Origin of the sequence: Nonomuraea sp. NPDC050310 (assembly GCF_040655795.1) — a bacterium.
In the GTDB taxonomy this organism is placed as follows: Bacteria; Actinomycetota; Actinomycetes; order Streptosporangiales; family Streptosporangiaceae; genus Nonomuraea.
The window spans coordinates 107,008-130,353 of sequence record NZ_JBFAKP010000009.1 but is presented as its reverse complement, the minus strand read 5'-3'; the positions used below and the strand labels follow the sequence as shown (position 1 = coordinate 130,353).

Genomic DNA, 23,346 nt, shown 5'->3' with positions numbered 1-23,346 from the left:
AGAACATCTAGGGTGTCGCGGGTGTTAAATCCTTCCGTGCTCGTCGAATACCGAAACGGCAGGACAGCGCTGGTCGTGTCCGGGATCTACGTCGTGGCGGCCGTGGCCGCGCTCGTCGCCGGATACGTCTCGGCCGATTTCGCCCACGCCTGGCGGCTCGGCACCGCGCTCGACACCGGCGTGCGGCCCGACGTGGCCGGGCTGCTGGTTCTGCTGGCGGGTGTCGCCGGGCACGCGTGGATGCTCTGGCGCGTCGTGCGCGACCCGTTCACGCTGCCTCCGTCCGGCCGGCCCCGCATCCTGGCCCTCGTCCTGTACGGCGTGGCCGCCCTGGCCGTGGTGCAGGTGCTGTTCGACCCCGGGCCGCTGGAGTTCGCCGCCACCCTCGCGCTCGCCGTCCTCCTGCTGCTGGAGCTGCGCTGCCCGGCGTGGATCAAGGCGGGCCTCGTCGTCGCGCTGCTGGCGCGGTTCCTGTACTTCCCCGCGGCCATGGCGCAGATGGGTTTCCCGCACTCCACCCCGCTGTGGGTGGCGGTGCTGGTCGCGGTGGCCCTGGCCGGCAACGAGCTCGGCGTTCCTGGCTGGCGCGCCTTCGCCCTGGCCGGGCAGGCCAAGGACGGGCGCTTCCGCCGCTCCACCCGGGTCTTCGGCTGGATCTACGTGGCCGCGCTGGTGGCGCTCATGCCGATGACCCCGCCGGTCGAGCTCTACGACCCCGGCCTGGCCCTGGGCGCGCTGACCGGGGTCGTCTACTCCGTCTTCCTGCCGCTCTGGGCCGCGGGCTCGGCCCGGGACCTCGCTCAGCCGGCGTAGGGGTTCTTGGCCGTCACGTCGCGCGGCGTGACGCGGAAGCCCTGCCAGTGCACCGGCATCGGATCGGCGTCCTCGTCGCGGGCGACGTGGTGGAAGCCGACGTTGACCCAGAGCACCGGGTCGGTGAGCCGCTCGCGGCCGGTGTAGGCGTCGACCGACTCCTTGCACCTGGGCGCGGAGTTCATGCTGGCCAGCCGCTCGCAGGCGCGGTACTGCGTCACGTAGACGTCGGAGTGGGTGAAGCCCTCGTCCTTCGGGCCGCGGTACTCCGAGCTGTCGGAGTTGTTGATCTCCCACGAGACCGGGTGCCGGTCGGCGTTGAGCACCCTGGGGTCGACCACGCGCCACCAGCGCATCCGCTGGTTCAGGGCCTTGGTCTCGCGCTTGAAGACCGTGCGGGCCATCGTGCGCTTCTTGGTGCCGTTGCCGGCGAAGTCGTACTGCTCCACCACGTCGCGGCCCTTGCCGTTGAGGTCGAAGTCGAGCCGCCAGAAGATGTTGTGGCTGTGCGACTCCTCGAAGTGCTTGCGTCCCACGCCGATCGGCCAGCCGTGCTTCGGCGCGGTGGTGAAGCCGGCCAGCGAGCCGGTCGCGCCCACCCGCGGGGTGATCGAGCCGTCGTCGCCGAGGATCCACTCGGCGATGTAGGTGTACCAGCCGACCTGGTAGGCGCTCAGCACCACCAGCTCGCGGCCCTGCGCGGACCTGCGCTGGGCGGCGTCGCCGTACCCGTCCTTGAGGAAGGCGTGCCCGCGCGGCCGGGTCAGCACGCAGACCTTCTGCTCGCGCCGCTCGCCGTCGGGGCAGTCGGCGTCGGTCAGCGCGATGGCGCTCGGGCCGAGCGCGCCGATGTCGTGGAAGCGCGGCTCGCCGCTGTCGTAGGGGACGTGGATCTGGGCCAGCGCCGCGGTGCGCAGCACGCGCACGGCCTTGGAGCCGGCCGGCGTGTAGCTGACGCGGGTGATCGCGAGCCCCTCGATGTTCCGCATCTCCCAGCAGAGCCGCCAGCGCGCGCCGTTGGGCAGGGTCTGCTCGACCAGGTACGGCGAGCTGCACTCCTTGGCGTCGGGCGCGGGCGCGGCGGCCGGCGCGGTCAGGAGCGTGGCGGCCAGCGCCAGGGGGAGAATCACGTCACCACTCCAGGATGTGAACCGTCTTGGCGGACAGGTCGACGACGATGCGGCTGGTGTCCAGGAAGCGGCCGTCGGGCAGGCGCACGAACAGCCGGACACACCGGTGCGTACGGCAGGCCCCCTGCTTGTCGCGGAAGATGAGCCCGCGCAACGACAGGTCGGCGGCCGAGCGCAGCTCCCGCCCCGCGGCCTTGCGGAACTCCGAGCGCACGCCCTTGCCGAGCTTGGGGTGGGCCAGCAGCAGCTCGGCCGCCCTGACCTCCTCGCGCTTGGAGGGCGGCGGCTGCACGCCGGTGCCCTTGCTCTCCCGCACGACCGTGCCGCGGCCCAGGTCGACGGTCCGCACGATGACGGCGTCCTCGGCGTAGTCGTACAGGTAGGCCTCGGCCCGCCGGTTCGGCTCGGCGGCCTTGTCGTCGTCGCGTTCGACGTAGAGCAGTTCCACGCGGCCGGCGGCCATGTGCGCCCGCGAGGAGGCTCCGGCGATCTCGCCGGCGCGGCGCACCTCGTCGGGGGTGAGCGGGTCGCCGGGGGCGGGGGTGACCCGGGCGACCTGCGCGGCTTCGGGCGCCGCGCCGCCGGTCAGGAACATGGCCGCGCCCGCGACGGCCGCGGCCCCGAACCCCGCGGCGCCGAGCACCAGGCTTCGCCGCATGGCGTCTCCTTTACTCTACGTTGACTTACGCCAACGTAGAGTAAAGGCGGCGTGTCGCCCGCCGAGGGGGAACAGTGATTTGCGGCTAACGCACCCCTCGCACCAGATTGACGAGCGGCGCGGCGGCGAGCGTGACGAGGCCGCAGGTCAGGAAGAGCAGGAAGTAGTTCGGTCCGGCGGCGAAGGGGTCGCTGCCGATCGCCAGCACCACCGGGGCGAGCGCCGGGGCCACCGCGCTGGGCAGGTGCTTGGCCATCGAGAAGGCGCCGAGGAAGCGGCCGGCGTCCCGCTCGTCCGGCAGCACGCGGGTGACCAGGCCCAGGTCGACCGCGTAGTAGACGCCGGTGGCCGCGCCGCTGACCACGGTGACCACCAGGACCACCAGCACGCTGGCCGTGGCCGCCTTGAGCACCAGCATCGCGGCCAGGATCAGCGTCGCCCAGAGCACGAACGGCTTGCCGCGCCCGGTCCGGCCCGCCCACCGGCCGCCCAGGTAGGCGAACAGGCCGGACAGTCCGGTCCCGAGCAGCGTCGTCACCCCGACCAGCGAGACCGCCTCGGCGGTCGGCATCGCCAGACGGCTCTGCAGGTAGTACAGCGAGTAGGAGGAGATCAGCGCGAAGCCCACGCTGACCAGGAGCCGCTGCACCCACAACAGCCGGAAGTCGCGGGCCTGGCGGGGCAGGATCAGCAGCGAGGCGGCCAGGCTGTGCAGGCTCACCGGCCGGCGTTCGGCGGGGTCGAGCCGGCGGTCGGGCAGCACCGCGCAGAGCACCGCCGCCGCTCCCACGGCCAGCAGGCCGCAGAGCACGACCTGCGCCAGCAGCGACGACTTGAGCACCTGTGAGATGAGGATGGCCGGGACGACTCCCACCACGTTGCACATCGAGAACACGCCGGCCACGCGCTGGCGGCGCTCGGGCGGGAACTGGTCGACGACGGTCGCGGTCAGGCCGGCGACCATGGCCTGGTAGCCGCAGACCGCGACGACCCAGCCGAGGGCGACCAGCGCGACCGTGCCGGCCAGGGCCAGCACGGCCAGGCCGGCCAGGCCGACCAGGGAGCCGCCGAGGATCCAGGGGCGGCGCATGCCGTACCGGCTGGTGGTGCGGTCGGACAGGTGGCCGCTGATCGGGTTGGCCAGCACGGTGGCCAGCCCGCCGAGGGCGGTGACCAGGCCGAGCACGGTCTCCTTGCCGCCGGGGGCGAGCTCCTGGATCTTCAGGCCGAGGCCGAGGATGAGCGGCAGGGCGCCGGCGGCGGCGTAGAAGAGCTCCGCGAAGCCGATGGCGGCCACCAGGCCGCGGCGGGGACGGAGGGGAGCGGGAGGCGTGTCGGGCGCGAGAGTGGACATGCTCAGCCGGCCAGCGGGGCAAGTGCCGGAGCGCCGGTGAGGGCGGTTCGCAGGCGGTCCACGTGGGCGGGGGCGAGGCCGTGCGGGGCGAGCAGGGCCTGGGCGCCGCCGGCCTCGCGCAGCGCCGCGAGGGCCGCGCGGATGGCCTCCTCGGGGGCCTCCAGGAAGGCGGCGGGCGCCCCGGCCGTGGGCAGCGCGGCGAGCACCTGCGGGAGCTGCTCGCCGGTCCTCAGGTAGTCGGCGACGATCGCCTCGTGCTCGACGCCCACCAGGTCGAGCACGAGCGCCACGACCAGCCCGGTGCGGTCCTTGCCGGCCGCGCAGTGCACCAGCGCGGGCAGCCCGCCCGGCCCGGCGAGCTCGGCGACCACCCGGGCGAACCAGGCGGCGCGGTGCCGCAGGAGCAGGACGTACAGCTCGCCCAGGGTCAGCCCGGGCGGCAGCTCGGCCATCCCGGTGGGCGAGCCCTCGCCGCCCAGCCGGACGACGGCGACGCCGGGCAGCTCGGCCCAGTCACCGTGGACCCGCTCGGGTTCGGCCCGCAGATCGACGACGAGACGCACGGCGTCGAGTTCGGCGGGCAACTCGGCGGCACCGGCGCCCTGCGGCTGAGCCGAACGGAAGAGCACACCCGGACGGACGCGGCCGGTGGACAGGCCGACGTCACGGAGGTTCAGAAGAGGCATGAGTCATCTATATGAGTCGCCGATGAACGGTGAAATGTCGGAAAAATGAACTTCGGTGCAATCCTCTAAGGTGACTTCCATGCCGCGTGAAGCCCGCTACCGAGTCATCGCCCGGCGGCTCGGCGACCTCATCCGGCAGGGCGAGCTCCGCCCCGGCCAGCAGCTCCCCACGGAGGACGCGCTGGCCAGGGAGTACGGCGTGCACCGCCTCACCGCCCGGCAGGCCGTGCTCGAACTGCGCCGCACCGGCCTGGTCGAGACCCGGCACGGCGCGGGCAGCTTCGTCCGCCTGCTGCCGCGCCGCGTCGAGGTCACCGTGGACCCGGCCACCCGGCGGCACCGCCCGGCCGACCTGGAGGGCGTCTTCACCGAGGAGCGGCCGGTCCGGCAGGGCCACGTGCCCGATCCGGTGGCCGCCGCGCACCTGGGCCTGACCGGCGCCGACGTCCTGGAGGTCGTCACACTGCTCGGCCTCGACGGCGGGGCGGGCGTCTCCAGCCGCTACCACCTGGCCCCGCAGGACGGCTTCGCCTGGCAGGGCAGCGTGCTCGGCGCCCTCGAACCCTTCGAGTACGCCTGGCACGCCGTCTCGGCCGACCTCGCCGGGCTGGAGGACGCCGAACTGCTCGGGGTCGAGCCGGGCAGCCCGATCCTCGTGCGCGAGGGGCTCGTCCGGCGGGCCGGCGAACCCCTCTGCCACATCGTCCGGCGCTGCCGGGGCGACCTGGTCTCCTTCGTCACCCGCTATGACTGACCAGATGGCTCAGTAGCCGCTCCGTGGCGAGCTCGTACACCGGCGGCGCCTGGGTCAGCGGCACCACGGTGATCAGCGGCCCGTCCGGCCCGAGGTCGATCCGGGTGAACGCCTGCACGTTCAGCGCGCGGGTGATCCCGGCGGGCGGCAGCGTGTCGGCCCCGTAGGCGTTGCCCGGCCCCACCCACACCGGGATGCCCGCCAGCGTCCCCCAGGTCGCCGAGTGGGTGTGCCCGGCCAGCACCAGCCGGACATCCGTGCCGGCCAGCACCCCGGCCAGCTTCTCCGGCTCGCGCAGCCCGATGCCGTCCATCAGCGGCAGCACGCTGCGGATGGGCGGGTGGTGCAGCACCAGCACGGTGCCGTCCGGCGCGGGCTCGGCCAGCACCCCGGCCAGCCGGTCGAGCTGCGCCTCGTCCAGTTCCCCGTGGTGGGCGCCCGGCACGGTGCTGTCCAGCGTCACCACGCGCAGCCCGCGGATCCAGCTCACCCGGTCGTACGGCTCGTCAGACGGCTCCTCGCCGAGCAGCGCCGAACGGAAGGCCGCGCGCTCGTCGTGGTTGCCCATCGCGGCGATCATCGGCAGTCCGGAGCCCTCGACCACCTCGCGGAGCGTCCGGTAGGACGCCTCGTCACCCTGGTCGGCCAGGTCGCCGGAGAGTACGAGCGCGTCGATCGGCGTGCCGGAGGCGCTCGCCGCGGCCACCGCGGAGCGCAGCGCGGCGAGCGAGTCGGCGGCGCCGTGCAGCAGGCCGCCTGGAGTGATGTGCACGTCGGTGAGATGCAGCAGCGTGTAGGTACTCATCCCGCCACGCTCGCCGAGCCGGGCGAACGCCACGAGTCATCTATATGACCGGGCGGCGAAACGCGGATTGCGCTAACAACCGCCATACATCTAGCGTCTTAATGTACTAGGACATTAGATAAATGGAGAAAGCCAATGATCCGGTTCCACCTGGACGGCCGGTCGGGCGTCTCGCCGTACCTCCAGCTCAAGCAGCAGGTACGGCACGCCCTCCGGCTCGGCCTGCTGCGGGAGGGCGACCAGCTCCCCACGGTCAAGGACGTGGTCGCGCAGCTCGCGATCAACCCCAACACCGTGCTCAAGGCCTACCGCGAGCTGGAGCACGACGGCCTGGTCGCCGCCCGCCCCGGCCTCGGCACCTTCGTCACCCGCACGCTGACCGGCACCGCCTTCGCCGCGCAGGCCCCCCTGCGCCGCGAGCTCCAGCGCTGGATGACCAAGGCCCGCCAGGCGGGACTCGACGACGAGAGCATCGAGGCGCTCTTCATGACCACCTTTCGGGCCGACGCTCAGGAGGACATAGCGTGAACCCCGTCTTAGCCGCCCAGGACCTGGGCAAGAGGTACGGCCGGCGGTGGGCGTTGCGGCACTGCGGCCTGGAGATCCCGGCCGGTCACGTGGTCGGCCTGGTGGGCCCCAACGGCGCCGGCAAGACCACCCTGCTGAAGCTGGCCGGCGGCCAGCTCGCCCCGACGGCCGGAACCATCAGCGTGCTGGGCGGCACCCCGGGCGCCGGCCCCGGGCAGCTCGCCCGGGTCGGCTTCGTCGCGCAGGACACCCCCGTCTACGCCGGCCTCACCGTCGCCGAGCACCTGCGGCTCGGAGCCGGGCTCAACCCCGCGTGGGACGCCGGCCTGGCGCACGACCGGACCGCCCGGCTCGGCCTCGACCCGAAGCAGCGCGCGGGCCGGCTCTCCGGCGGCCAGCGCGCCCAGCTCGCCCTCACCCTGGGCCTGGCCAAGCGCCCCGACCTGCTGATCCTGGACGAACCGGTGGCCGCGCTCGACCCGCTGGCCCGCCGCGAGTTCCTCCAGGGCCTGATGGAGGCGGTGGCCGAGCACGAGCTCAGCGTGCTGCTCTCCTCCCACCTGGTCTCCGACCTGGAACGCACCTGCGACTACCTGGTCGTCCTGATCGACTCGCGAGTCCGGGTGGCCGGCGAGACCGACCGGCTGCTCGCCTGCCACCACCGGCTCACCGGGCCGCGCCGCGACCACCTGCCGCCGGAGCACCACGTGGTCTCCGCGCAGCACACCGAGCGGCAGAGCACCTTCGTGATCCGCACCGAGGCGCCGATCCACGACCCCGCCTGGACGGTCACCCCGCTCACCCTGGAGGACCTGGTCCTGGCCTACATGGCCGAACCCGTCCCGGCCCGCGAGCGCGTCACCCTGGAGGTGCGGCGATGATCTGGCTCACCTGGCGTCAGTTCCGCGGCTCGGCCGCACTGATGGGCGCCGTGCTCACCGCGGTCGGTCTCATGCTCGTCCTCACCGGGCCCGGCCTGGCCGACGAATACGCGGCCGGAATCGCCGACTGCGCCGTCAACGGGCGGTGCGACCGCTTCTACTCCGCCTTCTTCGGCAAGCACGATCTCGCCTTCCTGAGCGTCACGCTCGTCGCGCTGCTCCTGCCCGCCCTGGTCGGGCTCTTCTGGGGCGCGCCGCTGATCACCCGTGAGCTGGAGTCGGGCACCCACCTGCTGGTCTGGAACCAGAGCGTCACCCGCACCCGCTGGCTCGCGGTCAAGCTGGCGCTCATCGGCCTGGTCGTCATGGCCGCCACCTGCCTGCTCGGCCTGGCGGTGACCTGGTGGTCCGGCCCGCTGGACCGGTCGGCGGACGACGGGTGGGCGCTGATGAGCCCGCTGGTGTTCGACGCGCGGGGGATCGTCCCCATGGCTTATGCGGCCTTCGGCTTCGTGCTCGGCATCGTGGTCGGCCTGCTGGCCCGCCGTACGCTCGCCGCGATGGCGCTCACCCTGCTGATCTTCACCGGCGTGCAGCTCGCCGTGCCGCTGCTGGTCCGGCCGCACCTGCAGCCGCCGATCCGGGCGAGCGTCGAGCTGACCGCCGCCAACGTGGACGGCTTCAGCCGTGAGGCCGACGGGCTCGGGCTGCACCTGCGCAACCAGGTGCCCACCGACACGGGGGCCTGGGTGCTGTCCAGCCGGCTGGCCGACCCGGCGGGCCGGGTGATGGCCGAGGGCGAGGCCATCTCGCTGAGCGGTGACCTCGCCCTGGCCTGCACGCCGAGCGGCCCGCCGCCCGAGGCCGGCCGTGCCGACCCCATGGCGGCGTGCTTCGCCGAGCTCAACCGGCTGGGCTACCGGCAGGCGGTGACCTACCACCCGACCAGCGCGTTCTGGCCCTTCCAGTGGATCGAGACCGGGATCTACGCGCTGTTCACCGCGGGGCTGGCCTGGCTGTCCTTCTGGCTCATCAGGCGGCGGGCCTCATGAGCCCCCGAGGCCCCGCGGCCGGGCCGGCGCGCGCCCGGGCAGCCGCGGCAGGGGGTGTCAGGGCCGCCGCGGCGGGCTTCGTGCTGGTGCTGGCGGCGGCGTGCACCGCGCCGGAGCCCCCGCGCAGCCAGGCCGGCGGCACCCCGGTCGCCGGAGCCGGGATGTCCACCTGCCGGCCGCCCCAGCGTGGCGTGACGCCGCCCGCCGAGACGCCCACCACCATCGACGTCGTCGAAGAGGCCTACTACTGCGTCCTGGCCCACCATTACAGCGGCGCCACCCTCGACGCCCGGGCCCTGCTCACCGCCGGCTTCGCCGGGCTGACCCTGGAGCTCAACCGCAACGACCGGGACGTGGCCGCCGCCTCCATGCCCCCGCTGACCGGCGAGCGCTGGACCGACTGGAAGAGCTTCGAGGCCGCCTTCCGCACCCTGGCCGCCGGCCTGCCGGAGGAGCTGACCGGGAAACTGGCCGTGGCCACCCTCGAAGCCATGCTCGGCCACCTCGGCACGAACCACACCACCTGGACCCACGACGCGCCGCCGCGCAACCCCGACGCCTACAACGGCGACCTGTACGGGCTCGGCCTGCGCGCCAACCTCAGCGGTCCCCAGGCCCAGGACGACCGGGGCGGCGCGCAGCCCCCGCTGTACGTCGCCACCGTGCTCGGCGGCGCAGCGCGCGAGGCCGGGCTGCGCCCCGGCGACGTGATCGAATCGGTCGACGGCCGGCCGCCCTTCGCGGGCGGCCGGGTCGACGCGGGCGCGGTCGCCGCCCTCTATCCCGCCTACCCTGACACCCGGCCGGTACGGCTCGGCCTGCGCCGCGAGTCCACCGGCCGCCGCTGGACCGTGGAGCTGCGGCCCGGCCTGTTCCAACCGGACCTCGCCCTGCTCCAAGGGGTGACCGCCAAGCTGCTGGGGGAGCGCGTCGCCTACCTCCGGGTGGCGGCGTTCGCCCCGCAGGTCGCCGACCGCGTCTTCCGCGTCCTGGCCCGGATGCGGGCCGGCCGCAGCCTCGGCGGCGTCGTCCTCGACCTGCGCGGCAACACCGGCGGCTCGCCCGTGGAGGTCAACCGGCTGCTCGGCGCCTTCGCCCACGGCAAGGTCACCGGCCACCAGTGCACCCCCGACGGCGAGTGCCGCGAGATGCGGACCGACGACACGGTCGCGCTGCTCGGGCTGCCCCTGGTCGTGCTGACCGACCGCGGGTGCGCCTCGGCGTGCGACCACTTCGCCTCCGCGGTGCGGGCGCACGGGCTGGGCAAGCTGGTCGGCACCCGGACCGCCGGCGTCGTCTTCGGCCTGCCGGCTACCTACTTCCTCAGCAACGGCACCACGCTGGGGCTCCCGGCCACGCACTTCCTCGGCCCGCGCCGCGAGGAGATCGACCGGATCGGCGTCCCGCCCGACGTCCACCTGCCGCTGACCGCCGCCGACGTCGCCGCCGGCCGTGACCCCGCGGTGGACCGGGCCCTGTCCTTGCTGGGCAGCACCTTTACCGGGGGCCCGTCATGAAGTCCACGTCGATCACCTGCCGCGCGCTCGCGCTCGCCGTCGTGCTCGCCGCCTCCGCCTGCACCGCCCCGGTCCAGCCGCGCTCGGCCGTCCCGGCCAGCCCCACGCCCAGGCCCAGCGGGGTGGCCGCCCTGCCCGCCCCCACCGGGCGGCACCCCGTGGGCCACGACATCCTGCACCTCACCGACCGCTCACGGACCGACCCCTGGGAACCCGCCGCGGGCGCGCGAGCCCTCCGGGTCACCCTCTGGTACCCGGCCAGGACTCGGGAGGGGGCGGCTGCGCCGTACATGAGTGCCAAGGAGTCGGAGCTCCTGCTCAAGGGCGGCCGCGTGGGCACCGCCGCGGCGTGGGACGTGCTGAGCCGGACCAGAACCCACGCGATCAAGGACGCGCCCCCGGCGGGCGAGCCGGGGAGCCTCCCGCTCGTGGTGCTGTCGCCCGGCTGGACCAAGCCGGTCAGCACGCTCACCGCGCTGGCGGAGGAGCTGGCCAGCCAGGGCTACGTGGTGGCCGGCATCGACCACACCTACGAGAGCTACGCCACCACGCTGGCCGACGGGCGCATCGCCGAGTGCGTGGCCTGCGACTTCGACACCGACTTCGGCTTCCAGTCCCGCGTGGTCCGGTCGCGGGCCGCCGACGTCTCCTTCGTGCTCGACCGGCTCACCGGCTCGGCCTGGTCCGGCTCCGGCCTGATCGATCCCGGCCGGATCGCCATGGTCGGCCAGTCGCTCGGCGGCGCGAGCACGATCGCCGCGATGACCGGTGACCCGCGCGTGCGCGCCGGGGTCAACATGGACGGCACGACCTACGCCCGTATCCCGAAAACCGGCCTGGCGCGGCCCGTCCTCTTCCTCGGCAACCCCGCGCACACCCCCGGCGGCCGGGACCTGTCCTGGGAGCGCGACTGGAAGCTGCTCACCGGCTGGAAGCGCTGGCTGGTGTTCAGCGGGGGCGAGCACCAGAGCTTCACCGACACCCCGCTGATGGGGACCGCCCTCGGGCTGAGCTCCACCGCCGTCCTGACCGGGCCGCGCGCGGTCGAGCTCACCCGGACCTACGTGACCGCCTTCCTCGACCGGCACCTGCGGGACCGCCCCGGCCCGCTGCTGGAAGGGCGGTCGGCGGCCTACCCCGAGGTCACCTTCTGCTCGGTGGCGGCGAAGAGCTGCAGGTGAGGCCGTAGGGTGGGGTGGAGGACGCGTTCGCCGCCCTGGGGGTGCTGTTCTTCCTGGTCCTGCGCCGGCGGAACCTGCTTGTGCTCGGCGTGCTCGTCGCCGTCACCTCGGTCCTCTTCACGTTCTACGAGGAGATTCCGACCCCGCTCGGCCTCCTCGGTTCCCTTTGGCACCTCGCCTGGTACATCGTGCTCTTCCGTGCCCAGGCGGCGGACGGGCGGTGGCGGAGGACGACCGTCCGGTACGGCTGGCTGATCTTTCTCTCGCTGCTCGGGGTGATTCCGGCCACGATCGCCTTCGGACTCCTCGGCGCGGAGCTCTTCAGCCTGGGAACCCTGGCCGGGTTGCCCTCCATCGTGTTCCTCGGCGTGTGGGCGGCGTGCTCGGCCGCCGACTTACGTGAGGGGGCGGCCGAAGGCGGCCAGCGGGATGGGTAGCCAGTGCGGGCGGTTGCGGGCCTCGTAACCGACCTCGTAGACGGCCTTGCCGTACTCCAGGGCCCGCAGCAGCGCCGCGTCGGCGTCGGTGAAGCGGCCGCCGCCCCGGGTGTAGCCGTCGAGGAAGGCCTCCCGGTTGCGGGCGGTCCAGCCGGCGGCCCGCTCCTCCAGCTCCTCCGGATTCGGGTGGTCGAGCAGCAGGTGGCGGGCGGCGTAGTCGAAGGAGCGGAGCATCCCGGCCACGTCACGCAGCGGTGAGGCCAGGGCGCGGCGCTCGGCGAGCGGCTGGCCGGGCTCGCCCTCGAAGTCGAGGATGATCCAGTCGGTGGCGGTCCGCATGACCTGGCCGAGGTGGTAGTCCCCGTGCACTCGCTGGACCGGGACCACGCCGGTGCGCTCCTCGACCTCGCGGAAGGCCGTCTCGACCGCCGGGGCGTAGGGGCCGAGCTCGGGGACCTCGGCGACCATCCGTTCGAGGTTGCGCTGGAAGGCCTCGACCATGCGCTTGACCTCGGCCGGCTCGACCACGTCGGTCGGGAAGGCGGCGGCCAGCTCGCGGTGGATCTCCGCGGTGGCCGCGCCCAGCCGGCAGGCCTCGGCGCTGAAGTCGCCGCCCGCCTGGCCCGGGTCCATGCCGGGCAGCGAGCCGTACAGGTCGCGCACGCTGGCCAGGGCGAGGTCCCAGCCGTCGTTGGCGGTGGACAGGAACTGCTGCATGATCGCCAGGGTGGTGGGCTCGTCGTCCAGCTCGGTCTCGATCCACCCGTACGGCTCGGCGATGTGCTTGGCCCGCCGCTCGGCCAGCGCCCGGGTGATCTCCAGCTCCGGGTTGGCGCCGGGCGTCAGGCGGCGGAACAGCTTGCAGATGTAGGCGTCGCCGTACACCAGCGAGGTGTTGGACTGCTCGGCCCCGAGCACGAGGCTGCGCGGCGAGGTGTCGATCTCCACCCCGGGCAGGTGGCGGAAGCGCAGCGGGCCGTGGTCCTCACCGCCGGCCATCGCGACCAGGAGCAGGTGCGTGGAGTCGGGATCGTGCGCCGCGTCGAACAGGTCGTCGGCGATGCGGGCGTGCCGGAGGCGGTCGGGCAGGTCCCGGCGCTCGCCGAGAAGGAGCTGGTAGCGCTCGACCGAGCCGCCCTGCCGGACGGCGAGGATCAGATGCCGCAACCCGTCCCGCAGGGGTGTGTCGGTCTCGACACGGAGGGTGTCTATGGGACGCCCCTTGCCCGCGAACCATCGTTGATGGGGGATCCAGCGGGCAAGGAGATCCTCGATCATCGGCTACTCCAAGGGCGGCAGGGTGAACCAGTAGAAACCATGCCCAGGAAGCGTCAAAAGATACGGAAGCTCGCCAATCGGTGGGAAAGGCACGCCGCCCATCGTCTCGACCGGTGAGACGCCGGTGAAACGCCGCAGGTCCAGCTCGACCGGCTGGGGGAAGCGGCTGAGGTTGTTGACGCAGAGGATGCGGTCGTCGCCCAGCTCGCGGACGAAGGCCAGCACGCTCGGGTTGCTGGAGTTCAGTTCGGTGAACTCGCCCAGGCCGAACACGGGGTGACGCTTGCGGATGTCGATCATCCGCTTCGTCCAGTGCAGCAGGGAACCGGCGTTCTTCTGCTGCGCCTCTACGTTGAGCCCCTGGTAGCCGTAGATCGGATCCATGATCGTCGGCAGGTAGAGGCGGCCCGGGTCGCAGTCGGAGAACCCGGCGTTGCGGTCGGGCGTCCACTGCATGGGGGTGCGCACGCCGTCGCGGTCACCGAGCCAGATGTTGTCCCCCATGCCGATCTCATCGCCGTAGTACAGCACGGGGCTGCCCGGAAGGCTGAGGAGGAGCGCCGTGAAGAGCTCGATCTGATTGCGATCGTTCTCCAGCAAGGGGGCCAGACGGCGGCGGATGCCGACATTCGCCCGCATGCGAGGATCTTTCGCGTATTCGGTGTACATGTAGTCGCGTTCTTCGTCGGTCACCATTTCGAGCGTCAGCTCATCGTGGTTCCGGAGGAAGATCCCCCACTGGCAATGTTCCGGAATTTTCGGGGTTTGGGCGAGAATTTCGGAAATGGGGTAGCGGGATTCCCGGCGCACGGCCATGAAGATGCGCGGCATCAGCGGGAAGTGGAACGCCATGTGACATTCGTCACCTCCGCCGACCGGGTCGCCGAAGTACTCCACGACGTCGCTCGGCCACTGGTTGGCCTCGGCGAGCAGCACCCGGTCGGGATAGATCCGGTCCACCTCGGCCCGGACCCGCTTGAGGTACTCGTGGGTGCGCGGCAGGTTCTCGCAGTTGGTGCCGTCCTCCTCGAACAGGTAGGGGATGGCGTCCATGCGGAACCCGTCGATGCCCAGGTCGAGCCAGAAGCGCAGCACCTCCAGCATCGCCTCCTGCACCCGCGGGTTCTCGTAGTTGAGATCCGGCTGGTGGCTGAAGAAGCGGTGCCAGAAGTACTGCCCGCGCACCGGGTCGTAGGTCCAGTTGGAGGACTCGGTGTCGACGAAGATGATCCGGGCGTCCTGGTACAGCTCGTCGGTGTCGGACCAGACGTAGAAGTCGCCGTAGGGCCCTTCCGGATCGTGCCGGCTGGCCTGGAACCAGGGGTGGGCGTCACTGGTGTGGTTCATGACCAGGTCGGCGATGACGCGCATGCCACGCTTGTGCGCCTCGTCGACCAGCTTCACGAAGTCTCCCAGATCGCCGAACTCCGGGAGGATCTTCATGAAATCGGAAATGTCATACCCGCCGTCGCGCAGCGGGGACTCGTACAGCGGCAGCAGCCAGAGGCAGTCGACACCGAGCCACTGCAGGTAGTCGAGCTTGCTGATCAGGCCCTTGATGTCGCCCGTGCCGTCGCCGTTGGAGTCCTTGAACCCCCGGATGAGCACCTCGTAGAAGACCGCGCGCTTGTACCAGTACGGATCGCGGGGCTTGTCCTCGTCGAAGGTGTTGGGAATGGGGGCGGAGCTCATGTTTCAGCGCTTTCAGACACGTTGAAGCCTCCCCGGAGTGGTTCGTGTGAAGATCTACCGATTCCCGGCTCGCACCGTGAAGATGTGAGCCGGGTGGATGTGGGGGTCGAGGCGCACGTAGTTGTGCTGACGCCAGTGGTAGGTCTCGCCGGAGAGTTCGTCGTCTACGACGAACTGCGCGTTCCAGTCCAGACCCAGAGCGGGCATGTCCAGCTCGACGGTCGCCTCGTGGGTGTGGTGTGGGTCTAGATTGACGACCGCTAGGACAACGTCGCCCAGTCCGTGCCGTCGTGTGGCCGGATCGTAGGCGCCGGGCAGCCGCTTGGAGAAGCAGACCATGTCCGGTTGGTCGATCCTGTGGAAGTAAAGGTTACGCAATTCCTGGAGGGCCGGGTGGGCTCTTCGGAACAAATTCAGATGCGTGATGAAGGGCGCGAGACTTCTGCCTTCTCGTTCCGCCGCTTCCCAATCGCGCGGTCTGTACTGATATTTCTCACTATCGAGGTATTCCTCGCTGCCGGGCCGTACCGGCTGGTTCTCGGCGAGCTCGTAGCCCGCGTACACCCCCCAGCTCGGGCCGGTCAGGGCGGCGAGCACCGCGCGGATCTTGAAGGCCGGCACGCCGCCGTGCTGCAGGTACTCGTGCAGGATGTCCGGCGTGTTCACGAAGAGGTTGGGCCGCAGGTAGGCCGAGGTCTCGTGGGACAGCTCGGCGAGGTAGTCCTCGACGTCGCTCTTGGAGTTCTTCCAGGTGTAGTAGGTGTACGACTGGTGGAAGCCCACCTTGGCCAGGGCGCGCATCATCGCCGGGCGGGTGAAGGCCTCCGACAGGAACAGCACGTCCGGGTCGGTCGCGTGGATGTCGGCCATCAGCCGCTCCCAGAAGCTGACCGGCTTGGTGTGCGGGTTGTCCACCCGGAAGATCCGCACGCCGTGGTCCATCCAGTGCCGCAGCACCCGGCGGATCTCGGCGTAGATGCCCTCGGGGTCCCTGTCGAAGTTGAGCGGGTAGATGTCCTGGTATTTCTTCGGCGGGTTCTCGGCGTAGGCGATCGTGCCGTCGGCGCGGATGTTGAACCACTCGGGGTGCTCCTTGACCCACGGGTGGTCGGGGGCGCACTGCAGCGCGAAGTCGAGCGCCACCTCCAGGCCGAGCTCCTTCGCGCGGGCGACGAAGGCGTCGAAGTCGGCGATCGTCCCCAGGTCGGGGTGGATCGCGTCGTGGCCGCCGTCCTCGCTGCCGATCGCCCACGGCGAGCCGGGGTCGTCGGGGCCGGGGGTCAGGGTGTTGTTCGGGCCCTTCCGGAAGCTGCGGCCGATCGGGTGGATGGGGGGCAGGTAGACCACGTCGAAGCCCATCCGGGCGACGGCGGGCAGGCGCTTGGCGGCGGTCTGGAAGTTCCCGGACTTGGTGACCCCGGACTCCTCCACGATCGCGCCTTCCGACCGGGGGAAGAACTCGTACCACGAGCCGTACAGCGCGCGGCGGCGGTCGACCCGGACGCGCCTGGGCTCGGCCTCGGTCACCAGGTCGCGCAGGGGGTGGGCGGCCAGCAGTTCGGCGGTCTCCGGGAGCTGGGCTACCGACAGCCTGGCGCGGGGGTCGAGCGTCTCGTCCCGCAGGGTGGAGGCGACCGCCAGGAGGGCGGCGCGGTGGCCGCAGGGGGCCTCGCCGTCGCCTTGGCCCGCCGTACCCGCTCGTCCCTTGGCCGCGGCTGCCGTGGAGGAGGGGGAGGATGAGGCGGCGGCTGCCGACGAGGTGGCGGCGGCGGTGGGGGAGGCGGATGAGGCGGCGGCTGCCGAAGAGGTGGCTGTGGTCTTGGACGTGGGGGGCCGGACGGCGGGGCGCTTGCCGTTCTGGAAGGCGGGGCAGTCGTCCTGCCGTACGGCCTGCGCGGCCCGCTCGAACAGCCGGGCGCCCTCCTCGCACATGAGGTCCACGTCCAGCCCGCGCGGGATCTTGATCGCGGCGTCGTGCAGCCACGTCCCCAGCGGATCGCTCCAAGCCTCGACCCGGAACTGCCAGTCGCCCTCCTCGGGCAGGCTGACCGTGACGCCCCAGCGGTCGGTCCCGGGGGCGAGCTCGCGCATCGGTTTCAGGCGGAGCTGCTCCCCACCGGGCGCGATGAGCACCACCCCGGCGGCCACCGCGTCATGGCCCTCGCGGAAGACGGTGGCGCTGATGTCGAAGGTCTCGCCGGCCACCGCCTTCGCGGGCCATCGCCCGCAGTCGACCACCGGCTGGATGTCCGAAATGGGGATACGTCCGATCATGGGTCTTTGATCTCTCCTGGTCGACTCCGCGGCTGGTCTACTTGATCCTCGCACTTCATGCTGAGCGGCTGCGGAACCCGGGCATATTGGGTGAGTTGCCCCGAAGCTCCGGCTCTATGCCTCCCCCGCGCGTCGGTCTCGAAGCGTGAGACGCGACGGCGATGTCGGCCGGCGGGTGTTTGAGCGCGGTGTCGGGGGTGAAAGACAGATCCGGAGTCCCCCGGAAGTCATAGGGTCGTTAACCGTGAGAGCAATCCGCAGGTTCACCGTCCGCACCGTCCTGCCCTCGGAGCTGGCCGCCCTCGGCGAGCTCGTGCACAATCTGCGCTGGTCCTGGCACCCGGAGACGACAGATCTGTTCGCCTCCGTCGATCCCGTGCTGTGGGAGCGCGTGGGCCACGACCCGGTGGCGCTGCTGGGCGCCGTCGACCCGGCCAGACTGCGCGAGCTGGCCCAGGACCGGCGCTTCCTGAGACGGCTGGCCGACGCCGCCGACGACCTGCGCGAGTACATCACCGCACCGCGCTGGTACCAGTCGCTGCCCGGCGCCGCCGCCGCGATCGCCTACTTCTCGCCCGAGTACGGCATAGCCGCCGCGTTGCCCCAGTACTCCGGTGGCCTGGGCATCCTCGCCGGCGACCACCTGAAGGCCGCCAGCGATCTCGGCGTGCCGATCCTCGCGGTCGGACTGCTGTATCGCCACGGCTACTTCACCCAGTCCCTCTCGCCGGAGGGCTGGCAACTGGAGCACTACCCCTCGCTCGACCCCGGCGGCCTGCCGCTCAGCCTGCTGAAGGACGTGCGCATCCGCATCGGCCTGCCCGAGCGCCGCACGCTGCACGCCCAGGTGTGGGTGGCGCAGGTCGGCCGGGTGCCGCTGCTGCTGCTCGACTCCGACGTGGCGGAGAACGACTCCGCCGCCCGCGACGTCACCGACCGGCTGTACGGCGGCGGCACCGACCACCGGCTGATGCAGGAGCTCCTGCTCGGCGTCGGCGGCGTGCGCGCCATCCGCGCCTACTGCGAGCTGACCGGCCACCCCGAGCCCGAGGTCTTCCACACCAACGAGGGCCACGCCGGCTTCCTCGGCCTGGAGCGCATCCGCGAGCTGACCGAGGCCCGGCTCACCTTCGACGAGGCGCTCGAAGCGGTCCGGGCCGGCACGGTCTTCACCACGCACACCCCGGTGCCGGCCGGCATCGACCGCTTCCCGAAGGACCTCATCGAGCGGCAGTTCGGCGGCGACAACGCCTGGCCGACCGTCCCGGTCGAGCGCATCCTGGCGCTCGGCGCCGAGGAGGACCCGAACCGCTTCAACATGGCCGCCATGGGCATGCGCCTGGGCCTGCGCGTCAACGGCGTCTCCGAGCTGCACGGCGAGGTCAGCCGGGAGATGTTCAAGGACCTGTGGCCCGGCTTCGACCTCGACGAGGTGCCGATCGGCTCGATCACCAACGGCGTGCACGCGCCCACCTGGGTCGGCCGCGAGATCATGGAGCTCGCCGGGCGCGAGCTGCCGTCGCTGATCGACCGCTCGCAGGGCTGGGAGGGCGTCCAGAAGATCTCCGAGGAGGAGATCTGGGCCATCCGCGGCAAGCTGCGCCACCGGCTCATCGAGGGCGCCCGCACCCGGCTGCGCCAGTCGTGGCGCGACCGCGGCGCCTCCGACGCCGAGCTCGGCTGGGTCGACGAGGCGCTCGACCCGAACGTGCTCACCATCGGCTTCGCCCGCCGCGTGCCGTCCTACAAGCGGCTGACGCTGATGCTGCGCGACCCGGTACGGCTGCGCAAGCTGCTGCTCGACCCGGAGCGGCCGGTCCAGATCCTCATCGCCGGCAAGGCCCACCCCGCCGACGAGGGCGGCAAGAAGCTCATCCAGCAGATCGTGCGCTTCGCCGACGCCGAGGACGTACGGCACCGCATCGTCTTCCTGCCCGACTACGACATGGCACTCGGCCAGCTCCTGGTCCAGGGCTGCGACGTCTGGCTGAACAACCCGCTGCGGCCCTTGGAGGCCTCCGGCACCTCGGGCATGAAGTCGGCGCTCAACGGCGGGCTCAACCTCTCCATCCGCGACGGCTGGTGGGACGAGTGGTACGACGGCACCAACGGCTGGGCGATCCCCACCGCCGACGGGGTGGCCGACGCCGACCGCCGCGACGACCTGGAGGCCGGGGCGCTCTACGACCTCATCGAGCACGAGGTCGCCGACCGCTTCTACGACCGCGCGGCCGACGGGCTGCCGCGGCGCTGGCTGGAGATGGTCAAGCACACCCTGGCCTCGCTCGGGCCCAAGGTGCTGGCCGGGCGGATGTTGCGCGACTACGTCGTCGGCCTCTACCTGCCGGCCGCCTCCTCCGCCCGCGCGCTGTCGGCCGACGGCTACAGCCAGGCCCGGGCCTTCGCCGCCTGGCGGATGCGCGTCACGCAGGCCTGGCCGGGCGTGCGGGTCGAGCACGTCGAGGCCTCCGGCGTGGGCGACACGCCCGAGGTGGGCGCCTCGGTGGAGCTGCGGGCGACGGTCAACCTCGGTGACCTGGGGCCGTCCGACGTGCTGGTCCAGGCGGCCTACGGCCGGGTGGGGGCGCACGACGAGCTGCTGCATCCGGCCTACCTCACGCTGGAGCCGGTCAGCGACGGCGACGACGGCAAGGCGTACTACGCCGGGGTGGTGCCGCTCGAACGCACCGGTGCTTTCGGGTACACCGTCCGGGTCGTCCCCGACCATCCGCTCATGGCGTCGCACGCCGATCTCGGATTGCTCGCCGTACCGGAAGAACCCGCTGGTATGACCAACGGCACACTTAGGTGACACAGGCCGCATAATCAATTCGTGGACGACAACAGCCCTCGCGCCGACACGCTCGTTGCTACCGTGCGCGGGGTGCTGCCGTCCCTGACGCCTGCCGCGCAGACGGTCGCCAAGCTCATCCTCGAGGACCCGGCGACCGTGGCGCGGAGCACCATCACCGAGCTGTCGGCCGCGTCCGGCACGAGCGAGGCCACCATCGTCCGCACCGCGCGGCTGCTCGGCTTCGCCGGGTACCCGCAACTGCGGCTCGCGCTGGCCGCCGCGGCGGCGCAGACCGACCGGCTGGTGCCCGGCGACCTCGCGCCCGACGACCCGCTCTCCGAGGTCATCCTCAAGGTGTCGCGCGCGGAGTCCGAGGCGATCAGCGACACCGTCGCCCAGCTCACCTCCGAACGGCTCGGCCTGGTCGTCGACGCCATCGCCGGGGCGCGCCGGATCGACTCCTACGGGGTCAGCGCCTCGGGGCTCGTGGCGGCGGACATGGCGCAGAAGCTCATGCGCATCGGCCTGTCCTGCCACGCCTTCAACGACGCCCACCTGGCCCTGACCAGCGCCGTCCTGCTCAAGCCCGGTGACGTGGCGATCGGCATCAGCACCTCGGGCGAGACCCCCGACGTGCTCGAACCGCTGCGCCGGGCGGCTGAGGCCGGGGCGACCACGGTGGCGATCACCAACAACCCGCGCTCCACGATCGCCGAGCTCGCCGAGCACGTGCTGATCTCGGCCGGCCGCGAGACCGAGTTCCGTCCCGGGGCGCTGGCCAGCCGGATCAGCCAGCTCCTCGTGGTCGACTGCGTCTTCGTCGGGGTGGCGCAGCGGACCTACGAGACCTCCCAGGACGCGCTGCAGAGCACCCGGGACGCGGTGGCCGACTTCGTCCGGAAGCGCTAAGGGTCACACCCTGACTTCCCCCTGATCCCCGGCCCGGGACCTCCCGTTCGAGGCCGCGGAGCCCTACGGTCGAAGACATGGCACGCATCCTGCTCATCATCGCCGCCGTCATCGTCGCCCTCATGCTCATCGGACCGATCCTGGGCGTGGCGCTCTTCCTGCTCAAGTGGGCGCTCATCATCGGCGGTGTCGCGCTCGCCGTCATGTTCGTCACCCGCTGGGCCAAGAGCCGCACCTGACCGGCCGCCGCGAAGCCGGGCCCGCCGGAGCGATGAGTTCCGGCCGGGGCACGAGTCTTCCTCGATGACCCGCCGCCGGGCGGCGTTCGACGCCGCCCGGGGGACGACATCACGGAGGACACCATGACGAACCAGCCCGGCGACCTGCCCGGCCGCCCGCCCGTCGTCGACCTGGCCACCTGGCAGGCCGCCCGGGACGAACTCCTGATCCGCGAGAAGGCCCACACCCGCGAGGGCGACGCCCTCGCCGCCGCCCGCCGGCGGCTGCCGATGGTGGAGTTCGACGGGACGGCCAAGGTGGTCGGACCGGACGGGCCGGTCCCCTTTATCGACCTGTTCCAGGGCCGCGAGGAACTCGTGGTCTACAAGCACATGTGGCACGACGGCGCGCCCCACCAGGGCCAGTGCGAGGGCTGCACCGTCACCGCCTGGCACCTGCGCGACTCGGTCTACCTCAACGTCCGCGGAGTCTCCTTCGCCTTCCTGACCACGGGGGAGTGGCCCGAGGTGGCCTCCTTCGTGGAGTTCATGGGCTACACCCAGCCGTGGTACTCGGTGCGCGGGCTGCCGGAGCCGGTCGGCGGCGAGATGGGCCACCTGACCTCCTACCTGCGCGACGGCGACCGTACCTTCCTCACCTACGCCACGACCGGCCGCGGCATCGAGCCGGTCGACCCGGTCTTCGGCCTGCTGGACCGGACGCCCTACGGCCGGGGCGAGGCGTGGGAGGACCAGCCCGAGGGCCGGCCGGAGGGACGCCACGCGTGCTGGTACTGGCGCACCGACGCGCACGGCGAGGCGGGCTGGGGCCCGGCCAGCCGTCCGGCGCCGCAGTGGACGCGGCCCGGCGTGACGCCCGCCGACACCCTCGGCCGGAGCGGCCACCACCACTGATTCGCCCACCGGGACCGGTTCACCACCCGGCTGGAAGTAGGCTTCCTCCGACGCCCTGTGCGCCCCCGCCTGCACCGGCCGGGGCCCGGGACCGGAAGTCGCCCCCCAGATGGAGGAGACCGGGATGTCGGTGTTGGAGGTGAGCCAGTTGGTCGGCCGTGCCGGTATCCGCGCGAGCGGCGAGATCAGCGTGGTGACGCGTCCCTCCTGGGAGCGGGCTCTGGCGGAGCTGGCCCGGGGGCATCGGGACGTGTCGTACGTGGAGCTGTCCGCGGTGGAGTTCGTCGACGTGGCCGGGGTGACCGCCCTGGCCATCACCGCGCTGAACCTGCCCGACGGACGCGTGGTGGTCGAGCATCCGCCGCCCCAGCTTCCGCGGGTCCTCGACCTGCTGTGGCCCGGGCAGCTCCGGATCGAGGTGGCGGGGCGATGAACGCGATGCCGGTCGAGGAGACCTTCGAGCATCCGGCGCTGTTCTACCGCGACGCCGCCGACTACACCGAGCAGACGGTGGCCTTCGTCCGTGCGGGCCTGGCCCAGGGCGAGCCGGTCGCGGTCGCGGTGCCCGGCCCCAACCTGCGGTTGATCAAGGACGGGCTCGGCCCGGACGCCGAGGGGCTGCTGTTCCTCGACATGACCGAGGCCGGCCGCAACCCGGGGCGGATCATCCCGGGCGTGTTGCGGAAGTTCGCCGACTCGCACGCCGACCGGCGGGTGCGGATCATCGGCGAGCCGATCTGGGCCGGGCGCAGCGCGGTGGAGTACCCGGCGTGCGCGCAGCACGAGGCGCTGATCAACGCCGCCTTCGAGGGCCGCGCGGCGACCATCCTGTGCCCGTACGACGAGTCGAAGCTCACGGCCGAGGTGCTGGCCGACGCCCGGCTCACCCATCCCACCCTGATCAGCCGGGGCCGGGAGGAGCGCAGCGACGCCTACGACTGGGAAGCGATCGTCGCCCGCTACAACGAGGAGCTGCAGGTCCCGGCCGACGCGGCGCGCTTCGCCTTCGACGCCGACACGCTGTCGGCGGTCCGGGCGTTCGCGGCCACGCGGGCCGAGGAGCTCGGGCTGACCGGGCTGCGGCTGCTGGACGCCGAGCTGGCCGTGGGCGAGCTGGCGGCCAACAGCCTGGTGCACGGCGGCGGCCGGGGCACCCTGGCGATCTGGGCCGAAGCCGGCCAGGTCGTGGCCGAGGTCAGGGACGCGGGCCGGCTGAGCGACCCGCTGGCCGGCCGCCGGCCGCGCCGCGAGGACCAGACCGGCGGCCGCGGCCTGATGCTGGTGCACTTCGTGGCCGATCTGGTGCGCGTCCACACGACCGAGGACGGCACCGCGATCCGCTTCTACCTGACGGTGTGAACGCGGCCGGGGGGGCGGCGGCCCAGGGCCGACGCCGGCACGGCGGGGGTCCGGTCCGGCAGTCCTACATCGGGGTGGCGTTCTAGATGCTGATGTCGGAGCTGGTGTGGT

22 protein-coding genes are annotated in these 23,346 nt (G+C 72.2%); 14 read left to right on the top strand and 8 right to left on the bottom strand.

The window, feature by feature from the left end; all coding sequences use genetic code 11:
- Positions 1-36 precede the first annotated feature (36 nt).
- The gene (locus AB0I67_RS22350; RefSeq protein ID WP_357926616.1) at positions 37-813 is read left to right on the top strand and encodes a hypothetical protein; all 777 of its coding nucleotides are present in this window, start codon (positions 37-39) and stop codon (positions 811-813) included.
- On the opposite strand, the gene AB0I67_RS22345 is transcribed toward AB0I67_RS22350, so the two are convergent.
- The 4 genes from AB0I67_RS22345 to AB0I67_RS22330 form a co-directional block, all read right to left on the bottom strand.
- A complete protein-coding gene (locus AB0I67_RS22345; RefSeq protein WP_357926613.1) occupies positions 801-1,943 on the bottom strand; it encodes a copper amine oxidase in 1,143 nt (380 codons plus the stop codon). The genes AB0I67_RS22350 and AB0I67_RS22345 overlap by 13 nt on opposite strands.
- A gap of 1 nt (position 1,944) precedes the next feature.
- Entirely contained in the window at positions 1,945-2,601 is a 657-nt protein-coding gene (locus AB0I67_RS22340; RefSeq protein ID WP_357926610.1) for a hypothetical protein, read from the bottom strand.
- 85 nt (positions 2,602-2,686) lie between these two features.
- Positions 2,687-3,955, bottom strand: a complete 1,269-nt coding sequence (locus AB0I67_RS22335; protein ID WP_357926608.1) for an MFS transporter — start codon at positions 3,953-3,955, stop codon at positions 2,687-2,689.
- Positions 3,956-3,957: 2 nt separating this feature from the next.
- The gene (locus tag AB0I67_RS22330; protein WP_357926604.1) at positions 3,958-4,641 is read right to left on the bottom strand and encodes a tyrosine-protein phosphatase; all 684 of its coding nucleotides are present in this window, start codon (positions 4,639-4,641) and stop codon (positions 3,958-3,960) included.
- 79 nt (positions 4,642-4,720) lie between these two features.
- Here AB0I67_RS22330 and AB0I67_RS22325 point away from each other — a divergent pair, with 79 nt between their 5' ends.
- The gene (locus AB0I67_RS22325; RefSeq protein WP_357926601.1) at positions 4,721-5,395 is read left to right on the top strand and encodes a GntR family transcriptional regulator; all 675 of its coding nucleotides are present in this window, start codon (positions 4,721-4,723) and stop codon (positions 5,393-5,395) included.
- On the opposite strand, the gene AB0I67_RS22320 is transcribed toward AB0I67_RS22325, so the two are convergent.
- Positions 5,379-6,200 (bottom strand): metallophosphoesterase, encoded by an 822-nt coding sequence (locus tag AB0I67_RS22320; RefSeq protein WP_357926598.1) that lies wholly within the window; start codon positions 6,198-6,200, stop codon positions 5,379-5,381. The two genes, AB0I67_RS22325 and AB0I67_RS22320, sit on opposite strands and share 17 nt — an antisense overlap.
- A 135-nt stretch (positions 6,201-6,335) precedes the next feature.
- On the opposite strand from AB0I67_RS22320, the gene AB0I67_RS22315 reads away from it, so the two are divergent.
- From AB0I67_RS22315 to AB0I67_RS22290, 6 genes are read left to right on the top strand one after another with little or no spacing between them, the layout of a single operon-like run.
- On the top strand, positions 6,336-6,728 hold the full coding sequence (locus tag AB0I67_RS22315) for a GntR family transcriptional regulator (protein ID WP_357926594.1): 393 nt from the start codon (positions 6,336-6,338) through the stop codon (positions 6,726-6,728).
- Positions 6,725-7,609: an ABC transporter ATP-binding protein gene (locus AB0I67_RS22310; protein ID WP_357926591.1), complete on the top strand. Its 885-nt coding sequence runs from the start codon at positions 6,725-6,727 to the stop codon at positions 7,607-7,609. The genes AB0I67_RS22315 and AB0I67_RS22310 overlap by 4 nt, the downstream gene beginning before the upstream one ends.
- Complete coding sequence (locus AB0I67_RS22305) at positions 7,606-8,661, top strand: ABC transporter permease (protein ID WP_357926589.1); 1,056 nt, start codon at positions 7,606-7,608, stop codon at positions 8,659-8,661. The genes AB0I67_RS22310 and AB0I67_RS22305 overlap by 4 nt, the downstream gene beginning before the upstream one ends.
- Complete coding sequence (locus AB0I67_RS22300; protein ID WP_357926586.1) at positions 8,658-10,178, top strand: S41 family peptidase; 1,521 nt, start codon at positions 8,658-8,660, stop codon at positions 10,176-10,178. The genes AB0I67_RS22305 and AB0I67_RS22300 overlap by 4 nt, the downstream gene beginning before the upstream one ends.
- Complete coding sequence (locus tag AB0I67_RS22295) at positions 10,175-11,359, top strand: alpha/beta hydrolase (RefSeq protein ID WP_357926584.1); 1,185 nt, start codon at positions 10,175-10,177, stop codon at positions 11,357-11,359. The genes AB0I67_RS22300 and AB0I67_RS22295 overlap by 4 nt, the downstream gene beginning before the upstream one ends.
- A 14-nt stretch (positions 11,360-11,373) precedes the next feature.
- Positions 11,374-11,796, top strand: a complete 423-nt coding sequence (locus AB0I67_RS22290) for a hypothetical protein (protein WP_357926581.1) — start codon at positions 11,374-11,376, stop codon at positions 11,794-11,796.
- On the opposite strand, the gene AB0I67_RS22285 is transcribed toward AB0I67_RS22290, so the two are convergent.
- The 3 genes from AB0I67_RS22285 to AB0I67_RS22275 are packed head-to-tail and all read right to left on the bottom strand — an operon-like array spanning position 11,755 to position 17,040.
- Positions 11,755-13,074 carry an aminoglycoside phosphotransferase gene (locus AB0I67_RS22285; RefSeq protein ID WP_357926578.1) on the bottom strand — a complete coding sequence of 440 codons (1,320 nt, stop codon included), beginning with the start codon at positions 13,072-13,074 and terminating at the stop codon, positions 11,755-11,757. The genes AB0I67_RS22290 and AB0I67_RS22285 overlap by 42 nt on opposite strands.
- A gap of 3 nt (positions 13,075-13,077) precedes the next feature.
- Positions 13,078-14,766 carry a maltose alpha-D-glucosyltransferase gene (gene treS, locus AB0I67_RS22280; protein ID WP_357926576.1) on the bottom strand — a complete coding sequence of 563 codons (1,689 nt, stop codon included), beginning with the start codon at positions 14,764-14,766 and terminating at the stop codon, positions 13,078-13,080.
- 54 nt (positions 14,767-14,820) lie between these two features.
- The gene (locus AB0I67_RS22275) at positions 14,821-17,040 is read right to left on the bottom strand and encodes an alpha-1,4-glucan--maltose-1-phosphate maltosyltransferase (protein ID WP_357926574.1); all 2,220 of its coding nucleotides are present in this window, start codon (positions 17,038-17,040) and stop codon (positions 14,821-14,823) included.
- Between the two features lie 244 nt (positions 17,041-17,284).
- Between AB0I67_RS22275 and glgP the strand changes: the two genes are divergently transcribed.
- From glgP to AB0I67_RS22245, 6 genes are all read left to right on the top strand, one after another.
- On the top strand, positions 17,285-19,852 hold the full coding sequence (glgP, locus tag AB0I67_RS22270) for an alpha-glucan family phosphorylase (protein WP_357926572.1): 2,568 nt from the start codon (positions 17,285-17,287) through the stop codon (positions 19,850-19,852).
- A gap of 21 nt (positions 19,853-19,873) precedes the next feature.
- The gene (locus AB0I67_RS22265; protein WP_357926571.1) at positions 19,874-20,743 is read left to right on the top strand and encodes a MurR/RpiR family transcriptional regulator; all 870 of its coding nucleotides are present in this window, start codon (positions 19,874-19,876) and stop codon (positions 20,741-20,743) included.
- Between the two features lie 77 nt (positions 20,744-20,820).
- Positions 20,821-20,982 carry a hypothetical protein gene (locus AB0I67_RS22260; protein ID WP_357926569.1) on the top strand — a complete coding sequence of 54 codons (162 nt, stop codon included), beginning with the start codon at positions 20,821-20,823 and terminating at the stop codon, positions 20,980-20,982.
- A 123-nt stretch (positions 20,983-21,105) separates the two neighbouring features.
- The gene (locus tag AB0I67_RS22255) at positions 21,106-21,876 is read left to right on the top strand and encodes a DUF899 family protein (RefSeq protein WP_357926567.1); all 771 of its coding nucleotides are present in this window, start codon (positions 21,106-21,108) and stop codon (positions 21,874-21,876) included.
- A gap of 124 nt (positions 21,877-22,000) precedes the next feature.
- Complete coding sequence (locus tag AB0I67_RS22250; RefSeq protein ID WP_357926564.1) at positions 22,001-22,309, top strand: STAS domain-containing protein; 309 nt, start codon at positions 22,001-22,003, stop codon at positions 22,307-22,309.
- The gene (locus AB0I67_RS22245; protein ID WP_357926562.1) at positions 22,306-23,235 is read left to right on the top strand and encodes an anti-sigma factor RsbA family regulatory protein; all 930 of its coding nucleotides are present in this window, start codon (positions 22,306-22,308) and stop codon (positions 23,233-23,235) included. Before AB0I67_RS22250 ends, AB0I67_RS22245 begins: the two co-directional genes overlap by 4 nt.
- Positions 23,236-23,346: the final 111 nt, after the last annotated feature.

Coding starts and splice junctions, on each gene's coding strand:
- AB0I67_RS22295 (WP_357926584.1), top strand. CDS start 10,175: ATGAAGTCCACGTCGATCACCTGCCGCGCGCTCGCGCTCGCCGTCGTG.
- AB0I67_RS22245 (WP_357926562.1), top strand. CDS start 22,306: ATGAACGCGATGCCGGTCGAGGAGACCTTCGAGCATCCGGCGCTGTTC.
- AB0I67_RS22260 (WP_357926569.1), top strand. CDS start 20,821: ATGGCACGCATCCTGCTCATCATCGCCGCCGTCATCGTCGCCCTCATG.
- AB0I67_RS22250 (WP_357926564.1), top strand. CDS start 22,001: ATGTCGGTGTTGGAGGTGAGCCAGTTGGTCGGCCGTGCCGGTATCCGC.
- AB0I67_RS22300 (WP_357926586.1), top strand. CDS start 8,658: ATGAGCCCCCGAGGCCCCGCGGCCGGGCCGGCGCGCGCCCGGGCAGCC.
- AB0I67_RS22305 (WP_357926589.1), top strand. CDS start 7,606: ATGATCTGGCTCACCTGGCGTCAGTTCCGCGGCTCGGCCGCACTGATG.
- AB0I67_RS22340 (WP_357926610.1), bottom strand. CDS start 2,601: ATGCGGCGAAGCCTGGTGCTCGGCGCCGCGGGGTTCGGGGCCGCGGCC.
- AB0I67_RS22285 (WP_357926578.1), bottom strand. CDS start 13,074: ATGATCGAGGATCTCCTTGCCCGCTGGATCCCCCATCAACGATGGTTC.
- AB0I67_RS22275 (WP_357926574.1), bottom strand. CDS start 17,040: ATGATCGGACGTATCCCCATTTCGGACATCCAGCCGGTGGTCGACTGC.
- AB0I67_RS22315 (WP_357926594.1), top strand. CDS start 6,336: ATGATCCGGTTCCACCTGGACGGCCGGTCGGGCGTCTCGCCGTACCTC.
- AB0I67_RS22335 (WP_357926608.1), bottom strand. CDS start 3,955: ATGTCCACTCTCGCGCCCGACACGCCTCCCGCTCCCCTCCGTCCCCGC.
- AB0I67_RS22325 (WP_357926601.1), top strand. CDS start 4,721: ATGCCGCGTGAAGCCCGCTACCGAGTCATCGCCCGGCGGCTCGGCGAC.
- AB0I67_RS22320 (WP_357926598.1), bottom strand. CDS start 6,200: ATGAGTACCTACACGCTGCTGCATCTCACCGACGTGCACATCACTCCA.
- treS (WP_357926576.1), bottom strand. CDS start 14,766: ATGAGCTCCGCCCCCATTCCCAACACCTTCGACGAGGACAAGCCCCGC.
- AB0I67_RS22330 (WP_357926604.1), bottom strand. CDS start 4,641: ATGCCTCTTCTGAACCTCCGTGACGTCGGCCTGTCCACCGGCCGCGTC.
- AB0I67_RS22255 (WP_357926567.1), top strand. CDS start 21,106: ATGACGAACCAGCCCGGCGACCTGCCCGGCCGCCCGCCCGTCGTCGAC.